At 55.9% G+C, this 21,495-nt stretch carries 22 protein-coding genes; 10 read left to right on the top strand and 12 right to left on the bottom strand.

What is annotated here, in order from left to right:
* A complete protein-coding gene (locus AC2AXP_RS09710) occupies nt 1–972 on the bottom strand; it encodes a LysR substrate-binding domain-containing protein (protein ID WP_004961296.1) in 972 nt (323 codons plus the stop codon).
* On the opposite strand from AC2AXP_RS09710, the gene AC2AXP_RS09715 reads away from it, so the two are divergent.
* Nucleotides 971–2,386, top strand: coding sequence for a pyridoxal phosphate-dependent decarboxylase family protein (locus AC2AXP_RS09715; protein WP_449145209.1), 1,416 nt, complete (start codon nt 971–973; stop codon nt 2,384–2,386). The genes AC2AXP_RS09710 and AC2AXP_RS09715 overlap by 2 nt on opposite strands.
* Here AC2AXP_RS09715 and AC2AXP_RS09720 read toward each other — a convergent pair.
* Together AC2AXP_RS09720 and AC2AXP_RS09725 are read right to left on the bottom strand one after the other, a co-directional pair.
* Nucleotides 2,383–3,234 carry an AraC family transcriptional regulator gene (locus AC2AXP_RS09720; protein WP_198772951.1) on the bottom strand — a complete coding sequence of 284 codons (852 nt, stop codon included), beginning with the start codon at nt 3,232–3,234 and terminating at the stop codon, nt 2,383–2,385. The two genes, AC2AXP_RS09715 and AC2AXP_RS09720, sit on opposite strands and share 4 nt — an antisense overlap.
* Nucleotides 3,198–3,461 (bottom strand): hypothetical protein, encoded by a 264-nt coding sequence (locus AC2AXP_RS09725; RefSeq protein WP_484381596.1) that lies wholly within the window; start codon nt 3,459–3,461, stop codon nt 3,198–3,200. Before AC2AXP_RS09725 ends, AC2AXP_RS09720 begins: the two co-directional genes overlap by 37 nt.
* Here AC2AXP_RS09725 and AC2AXP_RS09730 point away from each other — a divergent pair.
* The 4 genes from AC2AXP_RS09730 to rcsA all read left to right on the top strand — a co-directional run bounded on the left by AC2AXP_RS09730 (nt 3,456) and on the right by rcsA (nt 9,153).
* On the top strand, nt 3,456–5,285 hold the full coding sequence (locus tag AC2AXP_RS09730) for a DUF2264 domain-containing protein (RefSeq protein ID WP_484381597.1): 1,830 nt from the start codon (nt 3,456–3,458) through the stop codon (nt 5,283–5,285). The genes AC2AXP_RS09725 and AC2AXP_RS09730 overlap by 6 nt on opposite strands.
* 35 nt (nt 5,286–5,320) lie before the next feature.
* Entirely contained in the window at nt 5,321–6,601 is a 1,281-nt protein-coding gene (locus tag AC2AXP_RS09735; RefSeq protein ID WP_004961286.1) for an oligosaccharide MFS transporter, read from the top strand.
* Nucleotides 6,602–6,624: 23 nt separating this feature from the next.
* Nucleotides 6,625–7,815 (top strand): glycoside hydrolase family 88 protein, encoded by a 1,191-nt coding sequence (locus tag AC2AXP_RS09740; protein WP_484381598.1) that lies wholly within the window; start codon nt 6,625–6,627, stop codon nt 7,813–7,815.
* A gap of 708 nt (nt 7,816–8,523) precedes the next feature.
* Entirely contained in the window at nt 8,524–9,153 is a 630-nt protein-coding gene (gene rcsA / locus AC2AXP_RS09745) for a transcriptional regulator RcsA (protein WP_004961281.1), read from the top strand.
* 262 nt (nt 9,154–9,415) lie between these two features.
* Here the strand turns inward: rcsA and dsrB are convergent, their stop codons facing one another.
* The gene (dsrB, locus tag AC2AXP_RS09750) at nt 9,416–9,616 is read right to left on the bottom strand and encodes a protein DsrB (RefSeq protein WP_039991956.1); all 201 of its coding nucleotides are present in this window, start codon (nt 9,614–9,616) and stop codon (nt 9,416–9,418) included.
* 320 nt (nt 9,617–9,936) lie between these two features.
* Nucleotides 9,937–10,149, bottom strand: a complete 213-nt coding sequence (gene cspE / locus AC2AXP_RS09755; protein WP_004946278.1) for a transcription antiterminator/RNA stability regulator CspE — start codon at nt 10,147–10,149, stop codon at nt 9,937–9,939.
* Nucleotides 10,150–11,018: 869 nt separating this feature from the next.
* Between cspE and AC2AXP_RS09760 the strand changes: the two genes are divergently transcribed.
* Both AC2AXP_RS09760 and AC2AXP_RS09765 read left to right on the top strand, forming a co-directional pair.
* On the top strand, nt 11,019–11,228 hold the full coding sequence (locus tag AC2AXP_RS09760; protein WP_004961277.1) for a hypothetical protein: 210 nt from the start codon (nt 11,019–11,021) through the stop codon (nt 11,226–11,228).
* Nucleotides 11,229–11,549: 321 nt separating this feature from the next.
* Entirely contained in the window at nt 11,550–12,554 is a 1,005-nt protein-coding gene (locus tag AC2AXP_RS09765; RefSeq protein ID WP_198772953.1) for an NAD(P)H-quinone oxidoreductase, read from the top strand.
* A 37-nt stretch (nt 12,555–12,591) separates the two neighbouring features.
* Here the strand turns inward: AC2AXP_RS09765 and AC2AXP_RS09770 are convergent, their stop codons facing one another.
* Both AC2AXP_RS09770 and AC2AXP_RS09775 read right to left on the bottom strand, forming a co-directional pair.
* Entirely contained in the window at nt 12,592–13,674 is a 1,083-nt protein-coding gene (locus AC2AXP_RS09770) for an endonuclease/exonuclease/phosphatase family protein (RefSeq protein ID WP_039992676.1), read from the bottom strand.
* Between the two features lie 114 nt (nt 13,675–13,788).
* Nucleotides 13,789–14,841: an SDR family oxidoreductase gene (locus AC2AXP_RS09775; protein WP_484381599.1), complete on the bottom strand. Its 1,053-nt coding sequence runs from the start codon at nt 14,839–14,841 to the stop codon at nt 13,789–13,791.
* Nucleotides 14,842–14,951: 110 nt separating this feature from the next.
* Here AC2AXP_RS09775 and AC2AXP_RS09780 point away from each other — a divergent pair, with 110 nt between their 5' ends.
* Entirely contained in the window at nt 14,952–15,884 is a 933-nt protein-coding gene (locus AC2AXP_RS09780) for a LysR family transcriptional regulator (RefSeq protein ID WP_484381600.1), read from the top strand.
* A gap of 3 nt (nt 15,885–15,887) precedes the next feature.
* Here AC2AXP_RS09780 and AC2AXP_RS09785 read toward each other — a convergent pair whose 3' ends face one another.
* From AC2AXP_RS09785 to AC2AXP_RS09805, 5 genes are all read right to left on the bottom strand, one after another.
* On the bottom strand, nt 15,888–16,292 hold the full coding sequence (locus AC2AXP_RS09785; RefSeq protein WP_004961265.1) for a YidB family protein: 405 nt from the start codon (nt 16,290–16,292) through the stop codon (nt 15,888–15,890).
* A gap of 100 nt (nt 16,293–16,392) precedes the next feature.
* Nucleotides 16,393–16,641 carry a GlsB/YeaQ/YmgE family stress response membrane protein gene (locus AC2AXP_RS09790; protein WP_004961263.1) on the bottom strand — a complete coding sequence of 83 codons (249 nt, stop codon included), beginning with the start codon at nt 16,639–16,641 and terminating at the stop codon, nt 16,393–16,395.
* 15 nt (nt 16,642–16,656) lie between these two features.
* Nucleotides 16,657–16,854 carry a glycine zipper domain-containing protein gene (locus tag AC2AXP_RS09795; protein ID WP_004961261.1) on the bottom strand — a complete coding sequence of 66 codons (198 nt, stop codon included), beginning with the start codon at nt 16,852–16,854 and terminating at the stop codon, nt 16,657–16,659.
* 521 nt (nt 16,855–17,375) lie between these two features.
* Nucleotides 17,376–18,278, bottom strand: a complete 903-nt coding sequence (locus tag AC2AXP_RS09800; protein ID WP_198773027.1) for a LysR family transcriptional regulator — start codon at nt 18,276–18,278, stop codon at nt 17,376–17,378.
* Between the two features lie 55 nt (nt 18,279–18,333).
* Nucleotides 18,334–19,107, bottom strand: coding sequence for an SDR family oxidoreductase (locus AC2AXP_RS09805; RefSeq protein ID WP_004961256.1), 774 nt, complete (start codon nt 19,105–19,107; stop codon nt 18,334–18,336).
* 252 nt (nt 19,108–19,359) lie between these two features.
* Here AC2AXP_RS09805 and AC2AXP_RS09810 point away from each other — a divergent pair, with 252 nt between their 5' ends.
* Both AC2AXP_RS09810 and AC2AXP_RS09815 read left to right on the top strand, forming a co-directional pair.
* Nucleotides 19,360–19,779: a VOC family protein gene (locus AC2AXP_RS09810; RefSeq protein WP_039991942.1), complete on the top strand. Its 420-nt coding sequence runs from the start codon at nt 19,360–19,362 to the stop codon at nt 19,777–19,779.
* Nucleotides 19,780–19,934: 155 nt separating this feature from the next.
* Entirely contained in the window at nt 19,935–21,479 is a 1,545-nt protein-coding gene (locus tag AC2AXP_RS09815; RefSeq protein WP_050763118.1) for a sensor domain-containing diguanylate cyclase, read from the top strand.
* Nucleotides 21,480–21,495 lie beyond the last annotated feature (16 nt).

The raw sequence follows: 21,495 nt of genomic DNA on the forward strand, positions 1-21,495 counted from the left end.
TCAGCGCACCTGCTGCTGTAACCACAGCAACAGGGTCTGTACCGCCGGATTGTCGGCGGCTGATTGCGACCAGACAAAATAGAAGTCGCTGTCCTGCGGTTGCCACGCGGCGCCCAGCGCCACCAGTCGCCCCGCCGCCAGCGCGTCTTGTACCAACAGGCTTTTCACCAGCGCGATGCCAAATCCCTGCTCGGCGGCACGGATCAACAGACCGGCGTCGTTGAACGACGCCAGCGCGGGGCCTGGCTCGGCCAACCCCTGCGCCTGAAACCAGCCGCGCCACGGCGTGACATCGTGTTCCAACAGCGGCAGCGTTTCCGCCCCCTGCTGCAAAGCCGATTGCCATTGTTGCGCCAGTAGCGGGGTCGCCACCGGCAGCACTTCACCGGCGGCAATCCACTGCGCGTGGACTCCCGGCCACTGCCCTTTGCCGATGCGGATCGCACCGTCAAAACCCTGCTGCGCCAGATCCTGTACCACCAGCGACGCATCGATATCCAGCACAATATCCGCATGCGTCTGGCGGAAAACATGCAGGCGCGGCAACAGCCAGTAATGCGCAAACGACGGCAGCACGCTGATACGTAACGTTTGGCTGGCGGCAATGCGCCGCACCCGCGTGACGCCGTGTTGCAGAGCCTGCAACGCCGGTTCCGCAATCGCCAGCAGCTCTCGGCCGGCGGCGTTCAGCCGTATGCCGCGCCCAAGGCGGTCAAACAGCGGACAGCCCAACGCGTGCTCAAGTTGCTGGATCTGCTGGCTGACCGCGCCGTGCGTCAAATGAATCTGTTGCGCCGTAGCGCGCAGGTTTTCCAGCCGAGCGGCAATAACGAACGTCGGCAGCAGGTGCAACGGTAATCGCTCATTCACATTGGTTAGCCTTTCTATCCAAAACAGGTATTTTTTATCGATTATCGACGGCTGGCAATAGCGATAAGCTCTTTCTATCATTTTTATCAGGAGAAACGCCATGCACCCGGTTTTGCAACAGGATTTAACCCAGTTACCGCTGATACTTGAACGTACCCGCCAGTGGTCGGAAGATTTTCTGTCCAGTCTGAGCGAACGCTCAGTCTGCCCGCCAATGGCGAGCCAGCAGGTAAACAATGACGATCGGCTTCTGGCAGAAGATGGCGACGGCGCGCTCGCCGCTCTGGAGCACTTTTGGCACCATTATGCCGACGGCATTTCCGCCAGCGCCGGGCCGCGCTATTTCGGTTTTGTCACCGGCGGCGGGACGCCGGCCGCATTGGCCGCCGACTGGTTGGTTAGCGTTATCGACCAGAATAGCCTGCTCAGCCATGACACCGTTGCGGCAGCGATAGAACTGGCAACGGTGGAACAATTAAAATCACTGCTCGGCCTGCCGGCAGCATTCAATGGCAGTTTTGTCAGCGGCGCCACCATGGCCAATTTTACCGGCCTGGCCATCGGCCGCCAATGGCTCGGTTTACAACGCGGCATCGACGTCGCCGAACAGGGCGTAGCAGCTCTGGGACCGATCCGCGTGCTGTCAGCCAACCCGCATTCCAGCAGCGTGAAAGCACTCAGCATGCTGGGCATCGGCCGAGAAGCGCTGAAAATCGTCGGCACGTTGCCGAACGCCGAAGCCATCGACGTTGATGCGCTGGCCCGCTGCCTGGCCGAACAGCCTGATATGCCGACGCTGGTGTTGGCCAGTGCCGGCACGGTGAACACCGTCGCCTACGATAACCTGCCGCAGTTGCTGGCGCTGCGTGAACGTTATCCGTTCTGGCTGCACGTGGATGCGGCCTTCGGCGGCGTGGCGGCCTGTTCTCCCGAATTTGCCCCGTTGCTGGAGGGCTGGCAGCAGGCAGACTCCATTACCGTAGATGCCCATAAGTGGCTTAACGTGCCGTATGACAGCGCCATTCAATTTACCCGCCATCTGGCATTGCAGATGCAGGTGTTTCAAAACCATTCATCGTATCTGGAAGCGCCAACCTTGCGCCCGGACAATTACCTGCATCTAACGCCAGAAAACTCACGCCGCTTTCGCGCCCTGCCGCTGTGGATGGCGTTGAAGGCCTACGGCCGCAGCGGCATGCGCGATATGGTGGAACGCAACGTGAAGCTGGCACGGCAGTTGGGTGCCGAACTGGCGGCCAGCGAAGGGTTCCGCCTGCTGGCGCCGGTAAATCTTAACGTGGTGTGTTTTGCACTCGAGGGCGTCAACGGCGACGCGCTAGCGGCCCGAGATGGTTTTCTTGAACGTCTGGATCAGCAGGGCGTGGTGCGCTGTACCCCGACCCTGTTTGACGGTCAGGCCGGGATACGCGCCGCGCTGGTCAACTGGATGACGCAAGAACAGGATATTACGCTCGCGCTGAACTCGCTGCGTGCCTGTCGACAGGAAGCCGGTTAATCACCCAGGCCAGTCGCCCCCTTGCGATACTGCAACGGCGTCTGGCCAAGCATTTTCTTAAAACAGCTGATGAAGTACGGTGCATCGGCAAACCCCACCGCAGCGGCGATTTGACCGATGGCAAGATCGCTGCTGCGCAACAGTTCGCAGGCCCGCTTGACGCGACGCGTCAACAGATATTCCTGAATGGTGCTGCCGGTTTCACGGCTGAACAACCGCGACAGGTAGCTTTTTGAGCGCCCCAGATCTGCCGCCAGACGCGCCAGAGAAAACTTATGCTGATAGTTTTCTTCCACCCACTGCATGATACGCGCCGGACTTCCCTGAGAGATTTTCAGCGCTTCGCCTTCTTTTTCCGGCAGAAACGCCATCATTTCCAGCGCCAGGAATGCCACATCCTCCAACTGATGGCTGCCCGTCAGGTAGCGCTGATTAAAGCGATCCAGAACGGTTTCCACCTGCAGCTGGCAATCAGCCAGATCGCAGATAAATGCATTACTCTGGCTGTAGCACAACCGCTGGAACTGCGCGCGCCGCTGGGGAAAAGGCTGCAAGAAGTGTTCGATCACCGTGTGCTCGAGATGTAGCGTGGTACGGTGATAGTGATTAGCGTCGTTTTGCTCGACAAACACCTTATGCAGTTTGAACGGCGGGAAGATAAACAGCCGCCCAGGCCGCAGCGTGTACTGCTGGTTATCGACGATCGCAATGCCGTATCCCCGGCTGACAAACAGCATTTCCAGACACTGATGCCAATGAAAATAGTTGGCGCTACCGCTGTTCATGCGGTTAAAGCTGATAAAGCGTTCGTTCAGCGCAATGCGCTCCAGATAGTTTTGCCCAGCCATATGCCCCACCACAACCGTTTAATATTTTCCCCGCGTTTTTTGCAATTTAAGGCCTTTTTCGCCGTTTTTTTCAACGTTGGTTTTAAATAAAAGGCAATTTTGTGACCGCCATAACAATTGAAACGCAGTTTTAATTTATATTTCTTCCGCAAGTCAGTTCGCAAAAAAATGCGGTCATCGCCGATTAACCCACTGATACACCAATGGATTTGGAGAATATCATGCATCACAGATCCGATCATTGTCCTAACCCGCTGGCAACGCGTAGCGATATGCAACGCGCGGCGAAGCAACTGCTGGCTGCGGTAATGCCCTACTGTTCAGCGGGGCAAAGCGGCATTGCACTGGGTAACTTTACCGCGCATTACGGTGCCAAAGTGGCGGAAATGGAGGGACTGTCACGCATGCTGTGGGGCATTTTCCCTCTGTTGGCCGGTGGCGATGAACTGGATGATTGGGAATTTTATCGCAGCGCGATGATTAACGGCAGTGACCCACAGCACGCGGCTTATTGGGGCGATATCGCCGAGTTCGACCAGCGGGTGGTGGAAATGGCGGCGTTTGGCGTCGGGTTGGCGTTGATGAAAGGCCGGCTGTTGTCTCAGTTCAACAGCCCCCAGCAACAGAACCTGATCGCCTGGTTGCAGCAAAGCGCGACGGCGATAATTCCGAACAACAACTGGAACTACTTCCCCATTATGGTGCAAATGGGCTTTAAGCAAGCCGGTTTGCCCTACGATGCCACGCTGATCGCTGCCCAGTTCGACAAAATGGAAGCGTATTATCTTGGCGGTGGCTGGTATGCCGACGGACCGGGACGCCCGCGCGATTATTATATTTCGATGGCATTCCATTACTACGGCTTGCTGTATGCCGCGCTGATGGCCGATGTCGATCCACAGCGCGCCCAGTGTCTGCGTGAGCGCGCGCGTTGCTTTGCCGAGGACTTTATTTACCTGTTTGCCGCCGACGGCTCTGCGGTGCCGTTCGGCCGCAGCCTGACCTACCGTTTTGCCGAGGCGGCCTTCTGGAGTGCGGTGGCATTTGCCGAACTTGACGTTTTCGACATGGGAACGGTGAAGGGGCTGATTCTACGCCATCTGCGCTGGTGGCTGGCACAGCCTATTTTTGATCGCGACGGCGTACTGAGCGTCGGTTATGCCTATCCCAATCTGGCCATGGCCGAGGACTACAACGCGCCGGGATCGCCATACTGGGCCTGCAAACTGTTTCTGGTGCTGGCACTGCCAGCACAGCACGCCTTTTGGCAAGCCACAGAGCGGCCATTGCCCCGGCTGGCACGCCAGCGCAGCATTCCACAGGCCGCCCAGATCCTGGTACACGACGCCGAGGCAGAACACGTTTACATGCTGACCTCCGGCCAGCTGGAGCTGAACAATTACGTCAATACCGAAGCCAAGTACACCAAGTTTGCCTATTCCAACCTGTTTGGCTTCACCATTGAACGCGGCCGTTACGCGCTCAACCACGCGGCCGGCGATTCCATGTTGCTGCTGGCAGAACAGGACGGCTACTACCGTGGTCGACGAGAGTGCAGCGCGGTAGCAACCCATGCGGATTACATCGTCAGCCACTGGAGGCCGTGGCACGACGTCGCCATTACCACCTGGCTGGTTGCCTGTGGTGACTGGCACCTGCGGGTTCACCACATCAACAGCGCGCGCACGCTGCACAGCGCAGAAGGCGGCTTTGCCGTGCCCTATCGCCGCACGACGCCGTGCCACTGCGCCGACGGCATCAGCAGCATCGACGACGTTGATGGGTTCAGTACGCTGCACGATCTCGGCCCGCTGGGGCATCGAACCGCCACCACCGTCATCACACCGCCCAACAGTAATATTCTGTTCGCCGAAACCGCAGCCATTCCGACGCTGGTTCATACGCTGATGCCGGGCGAACACTGGCTGGTTTGCGCCGCCGCCGCCCATCGCCACGCCGCCCGGCTGCGCGATGCGCAACCGGGTTGCCATATTGATGAAACCCAGATCGTCGTAACCACGCCACAACGCACGCTGACCATAGCGCGTTAACCATAACAATACACATCTGCTCTACAGGAGTTGATATGAATGCCCTCACCACGCCGACCAAATCGGCTTATTACAAGATGAGCAGTTTTATTTTCCTGTATTTTTTCACCTGGTCGGCCAGCTTCGGACTGTATGCGCTGTGGCTGGCTCAAAAAGCCGGACTGGACAGCGTTACCATCGGCAGCGTGTTTGCCGTCAACGGCATTTTTGCGGTGATCATGAAGCCGGTTTACGGCTACATCATGGATAAAATCGGCATGAGTAAAAATCTGCTGTATTTCGTGGTGTTGACCTCGGTCTTGATGGCGCCGTTTTTCATTTATGTCTATCAACCGCTGCTCGCCAGCCACACGCCGATCGGTATCATCATCGGTGCGTTGTATCTCAGCCTCGGCTGGTACGCCGGGGTGGCGGCATCGGAATCCTACGCCGATCGCTTCAGCCGGCTGTATGGGCTGGAGTTCGGCCAGATACGCATGTGGGGATCGCTGGGCTGGGCATTGGCCGCATCGTTTTCCGGTCTGCTGTTCAATATCTCGCCGGCGATGAATTTCATGCTCAGCAGCGCGACCTCGCTGCTGATGCTGGCGGTGCTGCTCAGTTTGCGTATCGGCGAAGCGCAATTGCGCAATAACGATGTCATCGCGCAAGAAAAAATCGTCTTTGCCGACGTCATCATGCTGCTGAAGAACCGCAAGTTCTGGATGTTCAGTCTGTACGTCGCCGGCGTCGCCTGGATGATGTTTATCGCCGAACAACAGTTTCCGCGCTATTTCGTTTCTTTCTTTGACAGCCAGGCGCAGGGCAATGCCATGTACGGCTATCTGAGCACCGTACAGTCCGGCCTCGAATTCCTGATGATGATGGCAATCCCGTTTCTGGTTAACCATTTCGGCGCCAAAAAAGGATTGCTGTTTACCGGTGTGCTGGTCGGCGCACGCCTGATCGCCTCCGGCCTGACCAGCGATCCGATCGTGATTTCGATTATCAAACCGTTTTACGGCATGGAAATTTCGATGCTGCTGATTTCGGTATTCAAATACATTGCCGAACACTTCAGCAAGCGCGTCAATGCCACCATGTACCTGCTGGGCTATCAGGCGATGATCTACGTCGGTTCGATCGTCATCGCACCGCCAGCCGGCTATCTGTATGACCGCATCGGTTTTGAGCACACCTATCTGATCATGGGCTGTATCGCCCTGCTGTTCACCGGCGTTTCAGCGTTTACGCTGTCCAGTTGCCAAAGCAAACGGCCGGTACGTGCAGCGCCGTCGCTGGCGAAGAACGCCGATCTCACCACATTGAAACGATAATCTGCCGTAAAAGGAAAACCAGCATGTCCGTATCCGTCACTCACGAAAAGTTGCGTCCCATTGAACTGCATCAACTTGACCGCGCCGCGCTAACACAGCGCTTAAATGCGGCTCGGCACCGCGTGCTGAACAAAATCGATCGCAATATGGCGCGTTTTGGCGAACGTTTTCCCGGAGAAACCTGTATCGATGGCCGTTATCCGCTGACGGAAAACGTCGAATGGACCACCAGCTTCTGGACTGGTCAGCTATGGCTGGCGTTCGAACTGACCGGCGATGACAAATATCGCCGTGCCGCCGAGGTTAACGTGCTGTCGTTTGGCGAACGCATCACCCGCCGTCAGGATACCGCTACTCACGATCTGGGATTTCTGTATACGTTGTCGTGCGTCAGCGCCTGGCGGCTGACCGGTAACCGCCCGGCCCGCGGCTTTTCGCTACTGGCCGCAGAAGCCTTGCTGGAACGCTACAATCCTCAGGCCGGCATTATCCAGGCCTGGGGCGACCTGCACGATCCCGAACAGGCCGGACGCATGATCATCGACTGCAATATGAACCTGCCGCTGCTGTACTGGGCGAGCGAGCAGACCGGCGATCCACGCTTTGCCGATGCCGCCCGTCGCCATGCAGCCCAGGCGGCGCGTTACATCGTGCGGCCGGATGCCTCCACCTATCACACCTACTATATGGATACCGTCACCGGGGAGCCGCGTTACGGTAATACCCACCAGGGCTACGCCGATAATTCCTGTTGGTCACGCGGCCAGGCCTGGGGGATTTACGGTTTCCTGCTGAGCTTCGCCTACAGCGGTGAACGCCAGATGGTCGATCTGGCCAAGCGGCTGGCAAATTACTTCATCAACCGCTTACCGCAAGATGAGGTGTGTCATTGGGATCTGGCACTGCTGGGCACCGATCAGCCGCGCGACAGTTCGGCGGCGGCCATTGCAGTGTGCGGCCTGCTGGAACTGGTCAGTCAGTTACCGCTGCTGGACGCCGAGCGCGCCAGCTATGAAGAAATGGCGTTGCGCATCATGGCATCACTGACCGAGAACTATCTGGCACAGGACGACGAACCCATCGACGGGCTGCTGAAGCATTCGGTATACCATATGGCCAGCGGCAAAGGCGTTGATGAGTGCTGCAGCTGGGGGGACTACTTCTATCTGGAAGCCCTGACGCGGCTGACGCAGAGCTGGAAACGCTATTGGTAGCCGAGCCTGCCCCTGAACGCATCATGCACGCTAGCCGGCCGGTATCCTTCTTGCTGAGGGATACCGGCAACCCGCTACGACAACAGTTCAGAAAAACCAATTAATCCACAGGTTCCGCGCGGCTGACACCGCACGCTGACGGCGAAAAAAGGCTATCCGCCCGTTACACTTTAATGATATGTAACGTCACCAAGGCGAAATGTTACGCAGGTGTGTTACGAAAGAAACATTAATGATAACAAAGGAAAAGGTTATCATTATCATGCACAAATCATATCGTCATTAATTTAATGATATATAAGACTTTTCTGGTAGCACCTGGATAAACCCCACCCTAAATCGCTGGAAAAACCACCAAAAAAGCGATAAAAAAACAACACATGAATTTTTTTTAAGAATTTTCTTAGCAATCTGAAATTTAATTTCGTGACATGATAAACAGAATCAATGAGAGAGCGAGTGCGTGTCGATCGCTCAAGCCTGGATTGTCGGTCTTTATGCCAGGCCAAGGCCGCAGCAGGTTTGACTGACTTAAGCCAAACTTATGGATCATGCTGATTGATAAGCTAAGTCAGAAAATGTCATTGAGCCGTTTCGCTTTTGTTGATAGAACATTCTTAATTAGTACATTTTGTTTTTTTTGCCTTTTGGCTTTTAGGCTTTTACTCATTATTACCGCGGTAAAACGGATTTAAGTGGGGGTGCGATATGCCAACGATCATCATGGACTCATGCAGCTATACGCGGCTGGGTCTTACCGACTACCTGACGACGCATGGAGTCAAGAAACGTCATATAAACGCTATTACGGACATAGCCAGCCTGCATGAAAAATGCAGCCGGCTGAAACCCAGCCTGGTGTTTATTAACGAAGACTGTTTCATCCATGAAGCCAACGCCACAGAACGAATAAAGCGGGTGATTTCTCTTAACCCCGATACGTTATTCTTCATCTTTATGGCCATTACCAACGTACATTTTGACGATTATTTATATGTTCGTAAAAATGTCATCATTTCGTCAAAATCGATCAAGCCAGAGACCATGAATCAGCTGCTGGGTCACTATCTTGAACGCAAGGCACCACGGGCAGAGAAGGTCAACCTCGACCAGACGCCGGTTACCCTTAGCCAAACGGAATCAAATATGTTGCGTATGTGGATGTCCGGACAGGGGACCATCCAGATATCCGACCAGATGCAAATTAAAGCAAAAACGGTGTCATCCCATAAAGGAAATATCAAAAGGAAGATAAAAACGCACAACAAGCAGATTATTTATCACGTTGTTCGTTTAACTGACACGCTGACCAGTGGAATATTTGTAAATAGCCGCTAACATGCGGATAAATATCATGGTCATCCACATCCGGCGGAGTTATTAGCCGCCTCTAGCGCGACGGGCCCTATTTATCCCGTGCCAATCAGTTTATCCGCTGCAACATAAATGATGCAGCGGATAAACGGTGCCTGACGTTAAACCACCGTTATCGGATAAACCAGCGGGAATATGCGGTTAAGCGCAGTGATGGTCACGGGTTAACATTATTACCCGGAAAAATCATTTACCCCCCCTGCAACTGGCTACGCCTGCCGAGAGATTATTGATTCGCTGCGCTACGCGGTTCAACAAAGGTACCGTCACGGCTGTCAATCTCGTTAAAGAACCAGACGCCGGTCGGATACTCCTCCAGCGCCACCAGATACATGGTGCCTTCATTAAACGCTTCTACCGCCAGGATAACCCCTTCACGCCGTGGCCCGCCGTCGGTTTTAACCGTCACCAAATCGTTTACTTTCATCGTTGACCTCATCATGTGTTTCTCTAGTCAGTGTATTACACAACGTGACAACAAACACGGTGCGACGCCTCTCCCACTGCGGCCAACGGCCACAGCCCCCAATCGCCGGCACTTTTTCGCTTCCTTAACGTTTTGCCCGCAGAATCCTGCACACCTAACGGTTAGTCTATTCACAGATGGTCCCCCCCCAGAGGAACATCTGCAAATGAAGTAACAAGGAACTTTCGCCCGCAGACATGCGGGCTTTTTTTTGCTTTTGCCAAATTACAGGCACAAAAAAACCCGCCTTAGCGGGTTTTTATCAATCAGCAAAAAGCCGATTAGATAGCGGTAACGTTAGCCGCTGATGGACCTTTAGCGCCGTTCTCGATAGAGAACTGAACGTTCTGGCCTTCAGCCAGGGTCTTGAAGCCTTGATCCTGGATAGCAGAGAAGTGTACGAACACGTCTTTGCTGCCGTCAGCAGGAGTGATGAAACCAAAACCTTTAGACTCGTTGAACCACTTCACTTGACCTTTGATCATGTTAGACATGTCTATTTCCTTCAATATTAAATGTAAGCCACCATGGGCATGTTATAGCCGGTCATCAGTTACTTATGGAGGCACTAGAAAGGAAATTCGTCATAGAAGGGTTATCAGGGATAACGCTTTAAATTTGAACTACTTTACTCAAAATGTCGTGCATAAATAGGTCTGTACCACAGGCCGGGAATCATTAACTCATGACGGGCGATCAATAGCAACTGTTTTCGTCGCTAAAAACGCTAAATGGGGATAAACGCTCACGTTTCAGCCCTGCGCGCCGCTTTTATCACCGATGTGCCGATATTTCACTCTCCGCCCGCACCGCCATTTGCCAGCGTGTATCATCTCAGACAGGAGAGCCGACAGCGGCTTTAGGAGTTCGCCTATATTCCCTGCCGCTCGGCGTTCTTACAATTACTGCCAGTTCACCACTCCTCCTGGTGCTGGACTCTACAAGCTGTGTTGCATATTTAGGCGCCTTTATCGGCGCTTTTTTTATCGCTGCAGATCGCACCATAGCCAACGCAACGGCAGTTACAGAATGCTCTCATTGCGATGGGATGTGATAACTGTCACAACTATGCCGCTCAAACCCGTCCTAACGGAGGTACTCCCATGGCGAGCACTTATTTATTGGTTTTGGCCATACTGGCTGCCGTTTCTGGATATGCGCTGTATAAGCACTTCAAATCCGTCAAAAAAAGCAAGCTGATTCGTCCGGACGTCTGATCGCGTCCACCGGTGCCGGGGGCTTCCCCGGCTATCTGCGTTGCCCTTTTCGCCCGCACTGTCACTTTTCTATCACAAAAATGTCACAATATGGCCATATGATGGTCGGCGGTTATCCTCACTGGCTTACACCAAGGATTTCGCCCATGACAACCATTAAAGCGGTAAATCACCAGGAAGCGGAAAGGCTAATCCGCGCAGGGACAGCAAAAAAAATAGAATTAGCCTATGACATCGGTAGCGACGACTTTTTTAAACTCGCCAGCTTATGGTGTGATAAAGGGGCAAAAATCTCCAAAGGCAAAGAACACTTTATCGTCTCTCTGAAAGGTTTTCGCATTCCCCCGAACGACTAATCCCCGTGCCGCCCTTTGCGGCGGCTCCTCTTTACGCCCTTTGTCCGCTGGCGTCTTATTCTGTCTGTCTCACCAAACCTGCACCGATCGCCCTGGCATGCGTATGTAACCGTTCCGCTCTCTGTTGCATCACCAAACCTGCACCGATCGCCCTGGCATGCGTATGTGACCGTTCCACTCTCTGTTGCATCACCAAACCTACACCGATCGCCCTTTCAGTCATATGCGCGCTTTGCAATTTCTGTAGCATAACCAATGGGATTTATACGGTCGCTTACCTACACTGGTAGAGATGATCGAGCATTTGATGAGGAGAAGCGCATGCCCGCAATGACACTACCGAAGCACATGAAAGCAATTGAAATTGCCCAGCCCGGCGAGCCGGAGGTGCTGGTGGTAACGCAACGACCGCTGCCGGAACTGGCGCAGGGCGAAATTCTGGTCAAGGTCGCGGCAGCCGGGGTAAATCGCCCGGACGTATTGCAGCGTCGAGGTCAATACGCACCGCCTCCGGGTGCATCGGATATTCCGGGGCTGGAAATTGCCGGCGAAGTGGTCGCCGTCGGTGCCGGGGTGCAGCATTACGCCATTGGTGACCGCGTTTGCGCGCTGATCGCCGGCGGTGGTTATGCCGAATACTGCAAGGTACACGAAAGCAATGCCCTGCCGGTCCCCAAGGGTTTCAGCCTGGTAGAGGCCGCCGCCATACCGGAAACGTTCTTCACCGTGTGGGTTAACGTATTCCAGCGCGGCCATCTGAAAGCCGGCGAAACGGTGCTGATCCACGGCGGCACCTCCGGTATCGGCACCGTTGCCACCCTGCTGGCCAAGGCATTCTGCGCACGGGTCATCACCACCGTCGGTTCCGAGGAAAAACGTCAAGCCAGCCTGGCGCTCGGTGCAGACGTTGCAATCAACTACCGTACGGAAGATTTTGTCGAACAAACCCTGCAGGCCACTAATGGCAAAGGCGCCGAGGTGATTGTCGACCTGATTGCCGGTGATTACCTGGCCAAAAACTATCAGGCCGCCGCCATGGATGGGCGCATCGTGCAGATCGGCACGCAGAACGGCGTGGTGAAGGAATTGAATTTGATGCCGATGTTGATCAAGCGCCTGACGCATACCGGCTCGACGCTACGCGCGCGCAGCGTCGAAGATAAAGCGCAGATCGCCGCCGATTTGCAGCAGAAGGTCTGGCCGTTGCTGGAGCGCGGAGCGCTCAAGCCACAAATATTCAAAACCTTCCCGCTGGAACAGGCGGCCGCTGCGCACGCGCTGATGGAGTCCAGCGCGCACATCGGCAAAATCATGCTGACGCAATAAATCTGCCTTGCCCCGCCGCAACGGCGGGGCTTAGCCGCTAGGCGGCCGGCGCATGCACGTCGTCCGGATCGCTGTCGGTGCTGGCCAGCTTTTCTTGCGCCAGCGCCTCATCCTGACCGTCTTTTTCCAGACTTTCCTGCTGCGCGCCCTGCTTCGGCGCATACACCAGTTCCGCCATGATCGGGAAGTGGTCAGAGCCGATATCCGGCAAACGCCGCAGGCTGCCCAAAATAAAGTCATCGCTGTGAAACACGTGATCCAGCGGCCAGCGCAGGAACGGATAGCCTGAATGGAAGGTACTGAACATCCCGCGACCGCGGCGCGGATCCAGCAGGCCGCTGACCTTCAGAAACAGCCGGGTGGTGGTCGACCATGCCACGTCATTCAAGTCACCGGTCACGATCACCGGCAGCTTGGCATCTACCACGCTTTTACCGACCAACACCAGTTCAGCGTCACGATCTTCCGATTCGTCATTTTCCGTCGGGCTCGGCGGCATCGGGTGCACGCAATGCAAGCGCACTGCCGGGCCATCAGGCAGTTGTACCAGCATGTGCATCGATGGGATCTCTTTGTCCACCAGATACTGGATTTCGGCATCGCTGAGCGGCAGACGAGAATAAACGTGCATGCCGTACAGATTGTCCTGCGGGCAGGCCAGTCGGTACGGGTAATCCCGTTCCAGCGGTGCCAGCTGCGTTTCCCACCAGGCGTCAGTTTCCACTGCCACCAGCACGTCGGGACGCTCCGCTGCCACCAATGCCAGCAGTTTGTCCGCATGGCGGTTTGGCGTCAGCACGTTGGACACCAGGATCCGCAGACGCGGCTTGGACTGATAGCCGGTATAATCCAGCACTTGCGGCTTACTCAGCGCGGTGTAGGGGTAAATCCACACGGCCTGGTAAATCACGCAGGCGAGGTTAACCGCCATCAGCGTCCACACCAACGGTGACGACAAGGGCAAGAACAGCAGATTGGCCAGCAGCACCAGTAACGACAGCGCCAGTATCTGCAAGCGCGGAAAATCCCATACCCGAATCCACCAGGCAGGGTGCTTTGACATCGGCGCAACGGTTACCAGCGCCAATAATAGCGTCAGTGTGGCGGTAATCCCTATCACATAACGGTCCTCATGGATGGTTCGGCGCAGAGCCAGTCCCCCCTGCTCTGGCCGCCGCATAACGTAGCGGCAGCCAAAGATTGCCATAAAACCCGCCCTGGCTGCCAGCAACCGTTATGGAATTATCTTACGGCGCCGAAATTCATCGAACAACGCAAAGAACATGCTGTCGGTTGCAACAAATTGATGAAACCCCAAACGCCGTGCCTTGCTGCCATCGGCGAACATGTCGTAGTCCCAGGAAAACACGAAATCGACAAACGGCCAACTCGCCACCTGCCGATAATCCGTCTCGGCCAACTGATGCTGAAGCGCCATATCGCCCCACAACGTTGCCTTGTCCGCCATCATCTGCGTTAACGGCATCGGCAGTGGCGGCGCGACCGGCAGCGCAAAATAGTCGGCAATTTTCGGCCACATTTCGCTCCAGCGGAACAGATCGCCGTTATTGATATTGAACGCCTGGTTCGCCGCCTGCGGTTCGGTGGCCGCCCACCGCGTCGCGTTGGCCAGCAATCCGGCGTCGGTCATTTCCAACAGGCTATGATAGGCGCCCGGCTTGCCGGGAAAACGTAGCGGCAGGTTCAGCGCTTTGCTGATCGAGGCATACACCGCAATCGACAGCGCCAGATTCATCGGATTACCCAGGGAAAAACCGCCCACAACGCTCGGGCGAATCGCCGACCACTGCCAACGTTTGCCCTGCTGTCGCTGCTGCAGATAATACTGTTGATCGAGATTAAACTCCGGCGGCATGTGGCCGGCATCGCTTTCCCGCGCCGGGGTTTTAAACGGCCCCAGATGCGCGCCGTATACCTTGTAGCCCTGCATCAGGCTGATGTGCTGCAAGCCTGTGGCGCCAGGCTCTACTGCCTCCACCACGTTCTGCAACATGGCCAGATTCGGCGCCACCAGGCTGGCCCAATCCGGCGCGTCCTGGTAAGCGGCATAAAAGATATGCGTCACCTGCGTCAACGGCTGCAAGGCCTGGCGCGTCGCCTGCGCATCCAGTAAATCCACCGCCAGATAGCGCACGCCGGGACGCGCCTGTCCACCGCGACGCGAAACGCCGATCACCTGCCAGCGCTGCTGTGCCAGGTGTTCAATCAATTTGGCGCCGATAACGCCATTGGCGCCTATTACTAATGCCAGCCGTTGGTTTTGCATATTGCTTCTCCGCCATCAAAGTGAAGCCTCAGCATGATTGATGCAGAAATATTGCGGTAGAGGGGGAAAGGCACTAACACTTATAAGAAAATACTATTAATGGAAATCAGATGGACAAACTGAACGCCATGTACACCTTTGTGCGGGTGGTAGAACTCGGCAGCCTGTCAGCGGCGGCACGCAGCCTGCAACTGTCGCAACCGGCGGTCAGCCAGCAGATCGTCAGCCTGGAGCAGCAGCTCGGCACGCTACTGCTGTTTCGGACCACCCGCAGCGTCACTGCGACCGAGGCCGGCCAGCGTTATTATCAACAGATAAAGCCGATTCTGGCTGCGGTAGTTGAGGTCGAAGACGCGCTGCACGGCCTGAACCAACGGCTGCAGGGCAATCTGCGCGTGCATGCGCCAAGCGGTTTTGGTCAGGCGCATATCGCACCATTGGCGGTGGCGTTTCAACAGCTGCATCCCGAATTGCGCATTGAACTGCTGCTGGATGACCGGCTGGCAGACGTCAGCGCTGAGGGCATCGACGTTGCAATCCGCTTTGGCGAGCTGCATGCACCGGGTACGGTGGCGCGCCGTTTGGGCTCCATGCAGCGTATGCTGGTTGCCACGCCGCGTTATCTCGCCACGCAGGGTACGCCGCAATCGCCACAGGAACTCAGCCAGCATCCGCACGTTCGATTCAGTGGGGCGGCCATTGACGACACGCTGACGTTGATCGGTCCGCAGGGTGCGACGCTGATCCCGCTGCGCCCGGTATTCCGCGCCAATAACTCGTTTGCCTTGTTGGCCGCCCTCGAAGGTGGACTGGGCATCGGCGGCGCGCAACGGCCGCTGATTGGTCGGCAACTGGCGCAGGGTAGCCTGGTGCGAGTTCTGGAGGAGTATCATTATCCGCCGATGGCGCTGCACGCGGTCTACCCGGCGGCACGTTTTATTCCGGCCAAAGTGCGTGCCTGGGTGGATTATCTGGCACGATCGCTGGAGAGTGTCGACGGGATTGAGGTCGGTAATGCCTCCGGCGATAAACCGGAGGCATAAGGCTTAGCTGAACAGTTTGCCTACGTAATTGGCCAGTTCGTCCTGCTTGACTTCACCGTTTGGCGAAGCTTTGTCGGTCAGCGCCGGCAGCAGTTGCGCAAGGGTATCGGAAGCCTGGGTCTGATCAACCCCCAGCTTCTCCGCCAGTTGCGCGATCGCATCGCTGCCCAACGCCTGCTGCACGTGATCGCCACTGATCGACTGGTTGTCACCGTTGCCGAGCCACGAACCGACAATGTCGCCCAACTGTCCCTGTTGCAGTTTAGTCACGATCGCCTGCAGACCGCCCTGTTGCTCGACCCATTGCAGAATGGCGGCGATATCGATGCCGCCCTTACCGCCATTACCCAGCGCGCCGCCAAGAACATTGCCCAGCACGCCGCCTAATGCGCCATCTAATAACCCCATGGTATTCCCCTTTTCCGATCGTCGATGCTCAGCGCACGATCGTCACCTGTGTTTAAACGAAAAAGGGCCGCCGCGGCGACCCTCGTTGATCAGCCCCTGATTAGCTTCTGATCTTTCTGTAGACAAAAAGCACCACCAAGGCACCGATTACAGCCACAACGAAGCTGCCCAGGTTAAAGCCATCGACGCGTCCCATACCGAACAGGGTACTGATCCAACCGCCGACAACCGCACCAATAACCCCGAGGATGACGGTCATGATAAAGCCGCCACCGTCCTTGCCCGGCATGATCCACTTAGCCAGGATACCGGCGATTAAACCAAAAATGATCCAGGAAATGATGCCCATTTGTACTCTCCCTATTTACTTTTTGCCTAAAAGAAAACCTATCACCAAGCCGACAACGGCTCCGGCGCCAACCCCAGCCCACGGGTTGTCCTTAATATAACTACAGGACTGATCGGCAGCATCCTTCAGGCTGGCGCGCACTTCACACGCGCTACCCCTGGCGCTGTCGCGTACAGAGTCTACCCGATCTTTTACGTCATTTTTAGCAAACATTTCAGTTCCTTATATTACGCAGTCTGAAAAGTTCAGGTTAAGCCTTACCGGTTTATCTGCGCTAAAACGCATTTGCACTCTATTACTATAGTCAAAAATCAGCGGTTTACCCATGCCAACCGGCTGATTTTCACCGCATTGAACCCCGGGGAAGATCGCGGCGACCAGCGTGGGCATAACAGGAAAGAATCGCGAGCAAAGGGTGGATTATAGTATGAGTCAACAAATCCCCTATGGAGATAATTTTACCTAACGTCAGGAAAATAAACATAAATGCGCTTAAGCCCTACTTTTGAGCGCCCGCTGTTGCACCCACGTTCCCGGCTGCTTTGGATCGGACCCGGCATGCTTTACCTGCTGGCATGACGCCCTTCCCCCTATTTATCGCCTTGATCCTGGGATGGGCTGGATTGCCCTGCACTTTCATGCGCCGCCGGGTAAACATCGCGCGACGCAATGTCTCGCGATGCTTGCGCGAGATGTCCGCAGCCGAGCGCGAAACGCCGCTATATTGACGGCCATCAGCCTTCACAAAACGGTGTGATCAAACCGCTGAACCAGTCGGCAAAGGCGCTAAAACGCGCCGTACGCTGGCGGCGATGCGGGTACAACAACGAAATGCGCATCGCCGGCGCGCGCGCCTGCGGCAGCACTTCCACCAGGCTACCGTCATCCAGGAAATGCTGAATATCAAAACGCGGGATCTGGATCAGCCCCATGCCGACCAGACAACTGCCAATGTAATTTTCCACATTGTTGACCGTGACCTTGCTGCGCAGAGTATGTTCAACGGTTTCACCATTGTGCCGCCACTGCCAGCAATTGGCCGACAGCAGGCTCGGTTGCGCATACCCCACCACCCAATGATCTGCCAGTTGGCGGTTATCCTGCGGCGTGCCGTGCCGTTGCAAATACGTCGGGCTGGCGCAGTTGACCATGCTCAACTGCCCTAGCGTGTGGCTTATCAGGCTGCTGTCGCTCAGACTGCCGACGCGCACCACGCAATCCATGCCTTCCTGCACCAGATCGATCGTCCGATCGCTGGAGCTGAGAAACAGTTCAATATCAGGATACTGCAAGAAGAAATCCGGCAGCGCCGGCACGATGATACGCCGCGCAATGCGGCTGGGTACGTCCACCGCCAGCCGCCCACCGATCGGCGAGCCCGCCGGCTGGAACAGATTGTCCAGCGCCGCCACGTCGTCAAGCAAACTGCGGGCGTGTTCCAATAAGCGCTCTCCGTCGCCGGTCAGTTGCACCCGACGCGTCGTGCGGTGGAACAGCCGCGCCCCCATTTCGTTTTCCAACTGTTGAATGGCGGCGGAAACCGTGGTTTTCGGCATCAACAACAGCTCCGATGCGCGAACAAAACTGCCAACATCGGCCACTTGAATAAATACCCGCAATCTCCCTATCTTATCCACCGCTGCCTCATGCTGATAAAAGCGCTGCGGTCGAACGCCGCAGCGGGTAGAACGATTACCGGGTAGTATAGCCGCCATTGGCAAACAGCGTCTGGCCGGTGATCCACCAACCATCGGTGACCAGGAACTTGACGATCGGCGCAATGTCTTCGATATCGGTCAGGCCGGTTTTCGAGAATTTGCTCAGCGCGGCGGCGCTGCTGTGATAAGCCACCGCCTCTTTACTTTCCTGCCCATAGAAGAACGGCGTATCCATCGGCCCTGGCCCGATGGCGTTCACGCTGATGCCACGTTCGCCAAACTCTTTCGACGCCGCACGGGTAAAGTGCTCTACCGGCGCCTTACTGCCTGGGTACACCGCATAGAACGGCGTGTAGGCGGCCAACAGGGAACTGACGATGGTCACAATGCGGCCATTGTCCGCCAAATGCTTGCCCGCCTGCTGGATAAAGAAGAACGCCGCCTTGGCATTGACGTCAAAGCTGCTGTCATAATCCGCTTCGGTCACCTCGGCAATCGGCTTTTTAATCACCAAACCTGCAGTATTGATGGCAATATCCACTTTGCCAAACGCCTGTACCGCTTCGCTAAACAGGCGTGCCACGTTGTCCGGTTTGGACAAATCGCCCTGCACGGTAATCGCCTTGGCTCCCGCAGCCTGTACCGCCGCCAGCGTCTCTTCTGCCGCTGCCCGGCTGGTGTCGCTGTTATAGTGCACCACCACCGCCGCGGCGCCGTTTTGCGCCAGATCTCGTGCCACCAGGCCGCCGAGGTTCTTCGCACCACCAGCGATTAATACCACTTTTCCGCTTAAAGATTGATTACCCATTGCAATAACTCCTTTTGTGAAGGTGTTGTCAGTATAGGAACAGTTATCGAACAGATAATCTGCGCGAAACGGGATGCACTATCCCATTTTTTCGTTCAATGAGAATAAATAGCGCTAGCGTGAGCGCTCGCCCGGTAATCACGCTGAACCGGACTACACTGATAGGTTACCTGCGGTGACTATCGCCGCCGGAAACTATTGTGCCAGTCCCTGATACAGCGGGGGTGGCAAGCCACTAGCGAGGTCAACGTCATGCAGATTCAACCTTATCTTTTTTTTGATGGCTGTTGCCAACAGGCGGTTGATTTTTATGTCCAGCAGTTGGGTGCGGAAGTGGAAATGACAATGCGTTACAAAGATATGCCCGAAGAGGCCAAACAACAGGGCGGAGCGGAAATGGATCCGGAATCCATCATGCATACCTGCCTGCGTATCGGCGACAGCCGACTGATGGCCTCGGACGGCTGCCCGCAAGAAGGCGACGCTGCGGTGACGCACAAGGGCTATTCCCTGTCGCTGAACCCGGACGATGTCGAGCAGGGCCGCGAACTGTTCCACAAGCTGGCGCAGGACGGTAATATTACCATGCCATACCAACCCACGTTCTGGGCCAAGGGATTCGGCATGTTGACCGACAAGTTTGGCGTAAACTGGATGGTCAACGTCGAATAACGGCAAACAGTGCCGCGTAGCGCCGTGGCACTGCTTCCAATAGCCCTGGGGCGATAATATTTCCCGGCTGGCGGCGCTCGGCACGGCAAAATCGTTTAACTGCGTTTAAGATTGTTGTTATCCGCCAGCTATTTTGCGCTATGCACAAGGATGACATGATACCAACGCCGCAATCACCGACGCCGGAGCGGAACAAAAACTCACCGCTATTATTGCAAGCCGCCGTTTTCGTTATTATCGTCGCCGTTACGCTGATCGTGCTTAACACCTGGCAAATATGGCATGCGCGGCAGATAGATCTGAAAACGGCAGAAAATACCTCTTCCAACCTGGCGCGTTCCCTGGCACAACATGCCGATGACACCTTCAAGCAGGTGGATAACAATCTGCTTGAGTTGACCGAACGTCTCGACCATGACGGGCGCGGTCCAGCCCAGCGGTCACGGCTGCACAAGGTGATGCAGGCACAGGTGGAAAACGCCCCGCAGTTGCACGGCAGCTTTATCTATGATGCGCAGGGACGCTGGATCGCCACTTCGTTTGGCAATGTCCCGACCCTGGCCAATAACAGCGATCGCGCCTACTTCCAATACCATCAAACCCATGATGACGACCAACCCTATATTGGCCAGGTGATTCGTAGCCGTACCACCGGTGATTTGGTGATCCCGATTTCGCGCCGACTGAAAAACCCCGACGGCAGTTTTGGCGGCGTGGTATTGGCAACCTTGTACGTCGACTACTTCCGCCAGTTTTATGACGACTTCGCGCTGGATAACGACGCATCGCTCAGTCTGCTGCTGGCGGACGGCACCATTCTGTATCGCCGCCCTTATTCCCCGAGCTCGATCGGCAAGAATATTTCCCATGGCATTTTGTTCAGCAGGATCCTGCCGCATTCGACCTTTGGCAACGCCACCCTGACCTCGCGTTACGACAAGGTGGAACGCATTTACGGTTATTCCCGCGTCGAGCGTTATCCGCTGGTGATCGCCGCCGGGCTGTCGCGAAACGATGCGTTGGCAGGCTGGCGCAGCGATACCACGCTGTTTGTGTTGGGCGGCCTGGTGCTGTTAGGAATTCTACTGGTGCTGGGCCTGGTGTTGATTCGCCAGATCAATCATAGCGTGCAAACCGAAGCCGAACTGGTGCGTACCCGTGACCAGCTCACCCTGATGAATCAGACGCTGGAAGAGATGGCGCTATTGGACAGTCTGACCGGGCTGGCCAACCGACGGCAGTTTGATATGGCATTGAAAAGCGAAATTACCCGTTCGGCGCGTAATGCGCGCAGCGTGGCGCTATTGATGCTGGATATTGATTACTTCAAGCAGTACAACGACATCTATGGCCACGTGGCCGGCGACCGTTGCCTGCAGCAGTTGGGGCAACTGCTGCAAAACCTGTCCACGCGCACCGGCGATGTCATAGCGCGTTATGGTGGGGAAGAGCTGGCGATTATCCTGCCAGATACCGACAACGCTGGCGCGTTGGCCGTTGCCGAACGCCTGCTGACGCAGGTGCGGCAATTACACATCCCCCACTCGGGCAGCCCATTGGGGATGATCACCGTCAGCATCGGCCTGTGCGCCAAAGTGCCGCAAAGATACGGCGACACGCCCATCAGTCTGGTCAATCAGGCCGATGGCGCGTTGTACGAAGCAAAAGAGAACGGCAAAAACCGGGTATGCAGCGGCTGAAAAGAGACGGCATCGC

It is taken from the genome of Serratia sp. Sp408 (genome assembly GCF_057180665.1).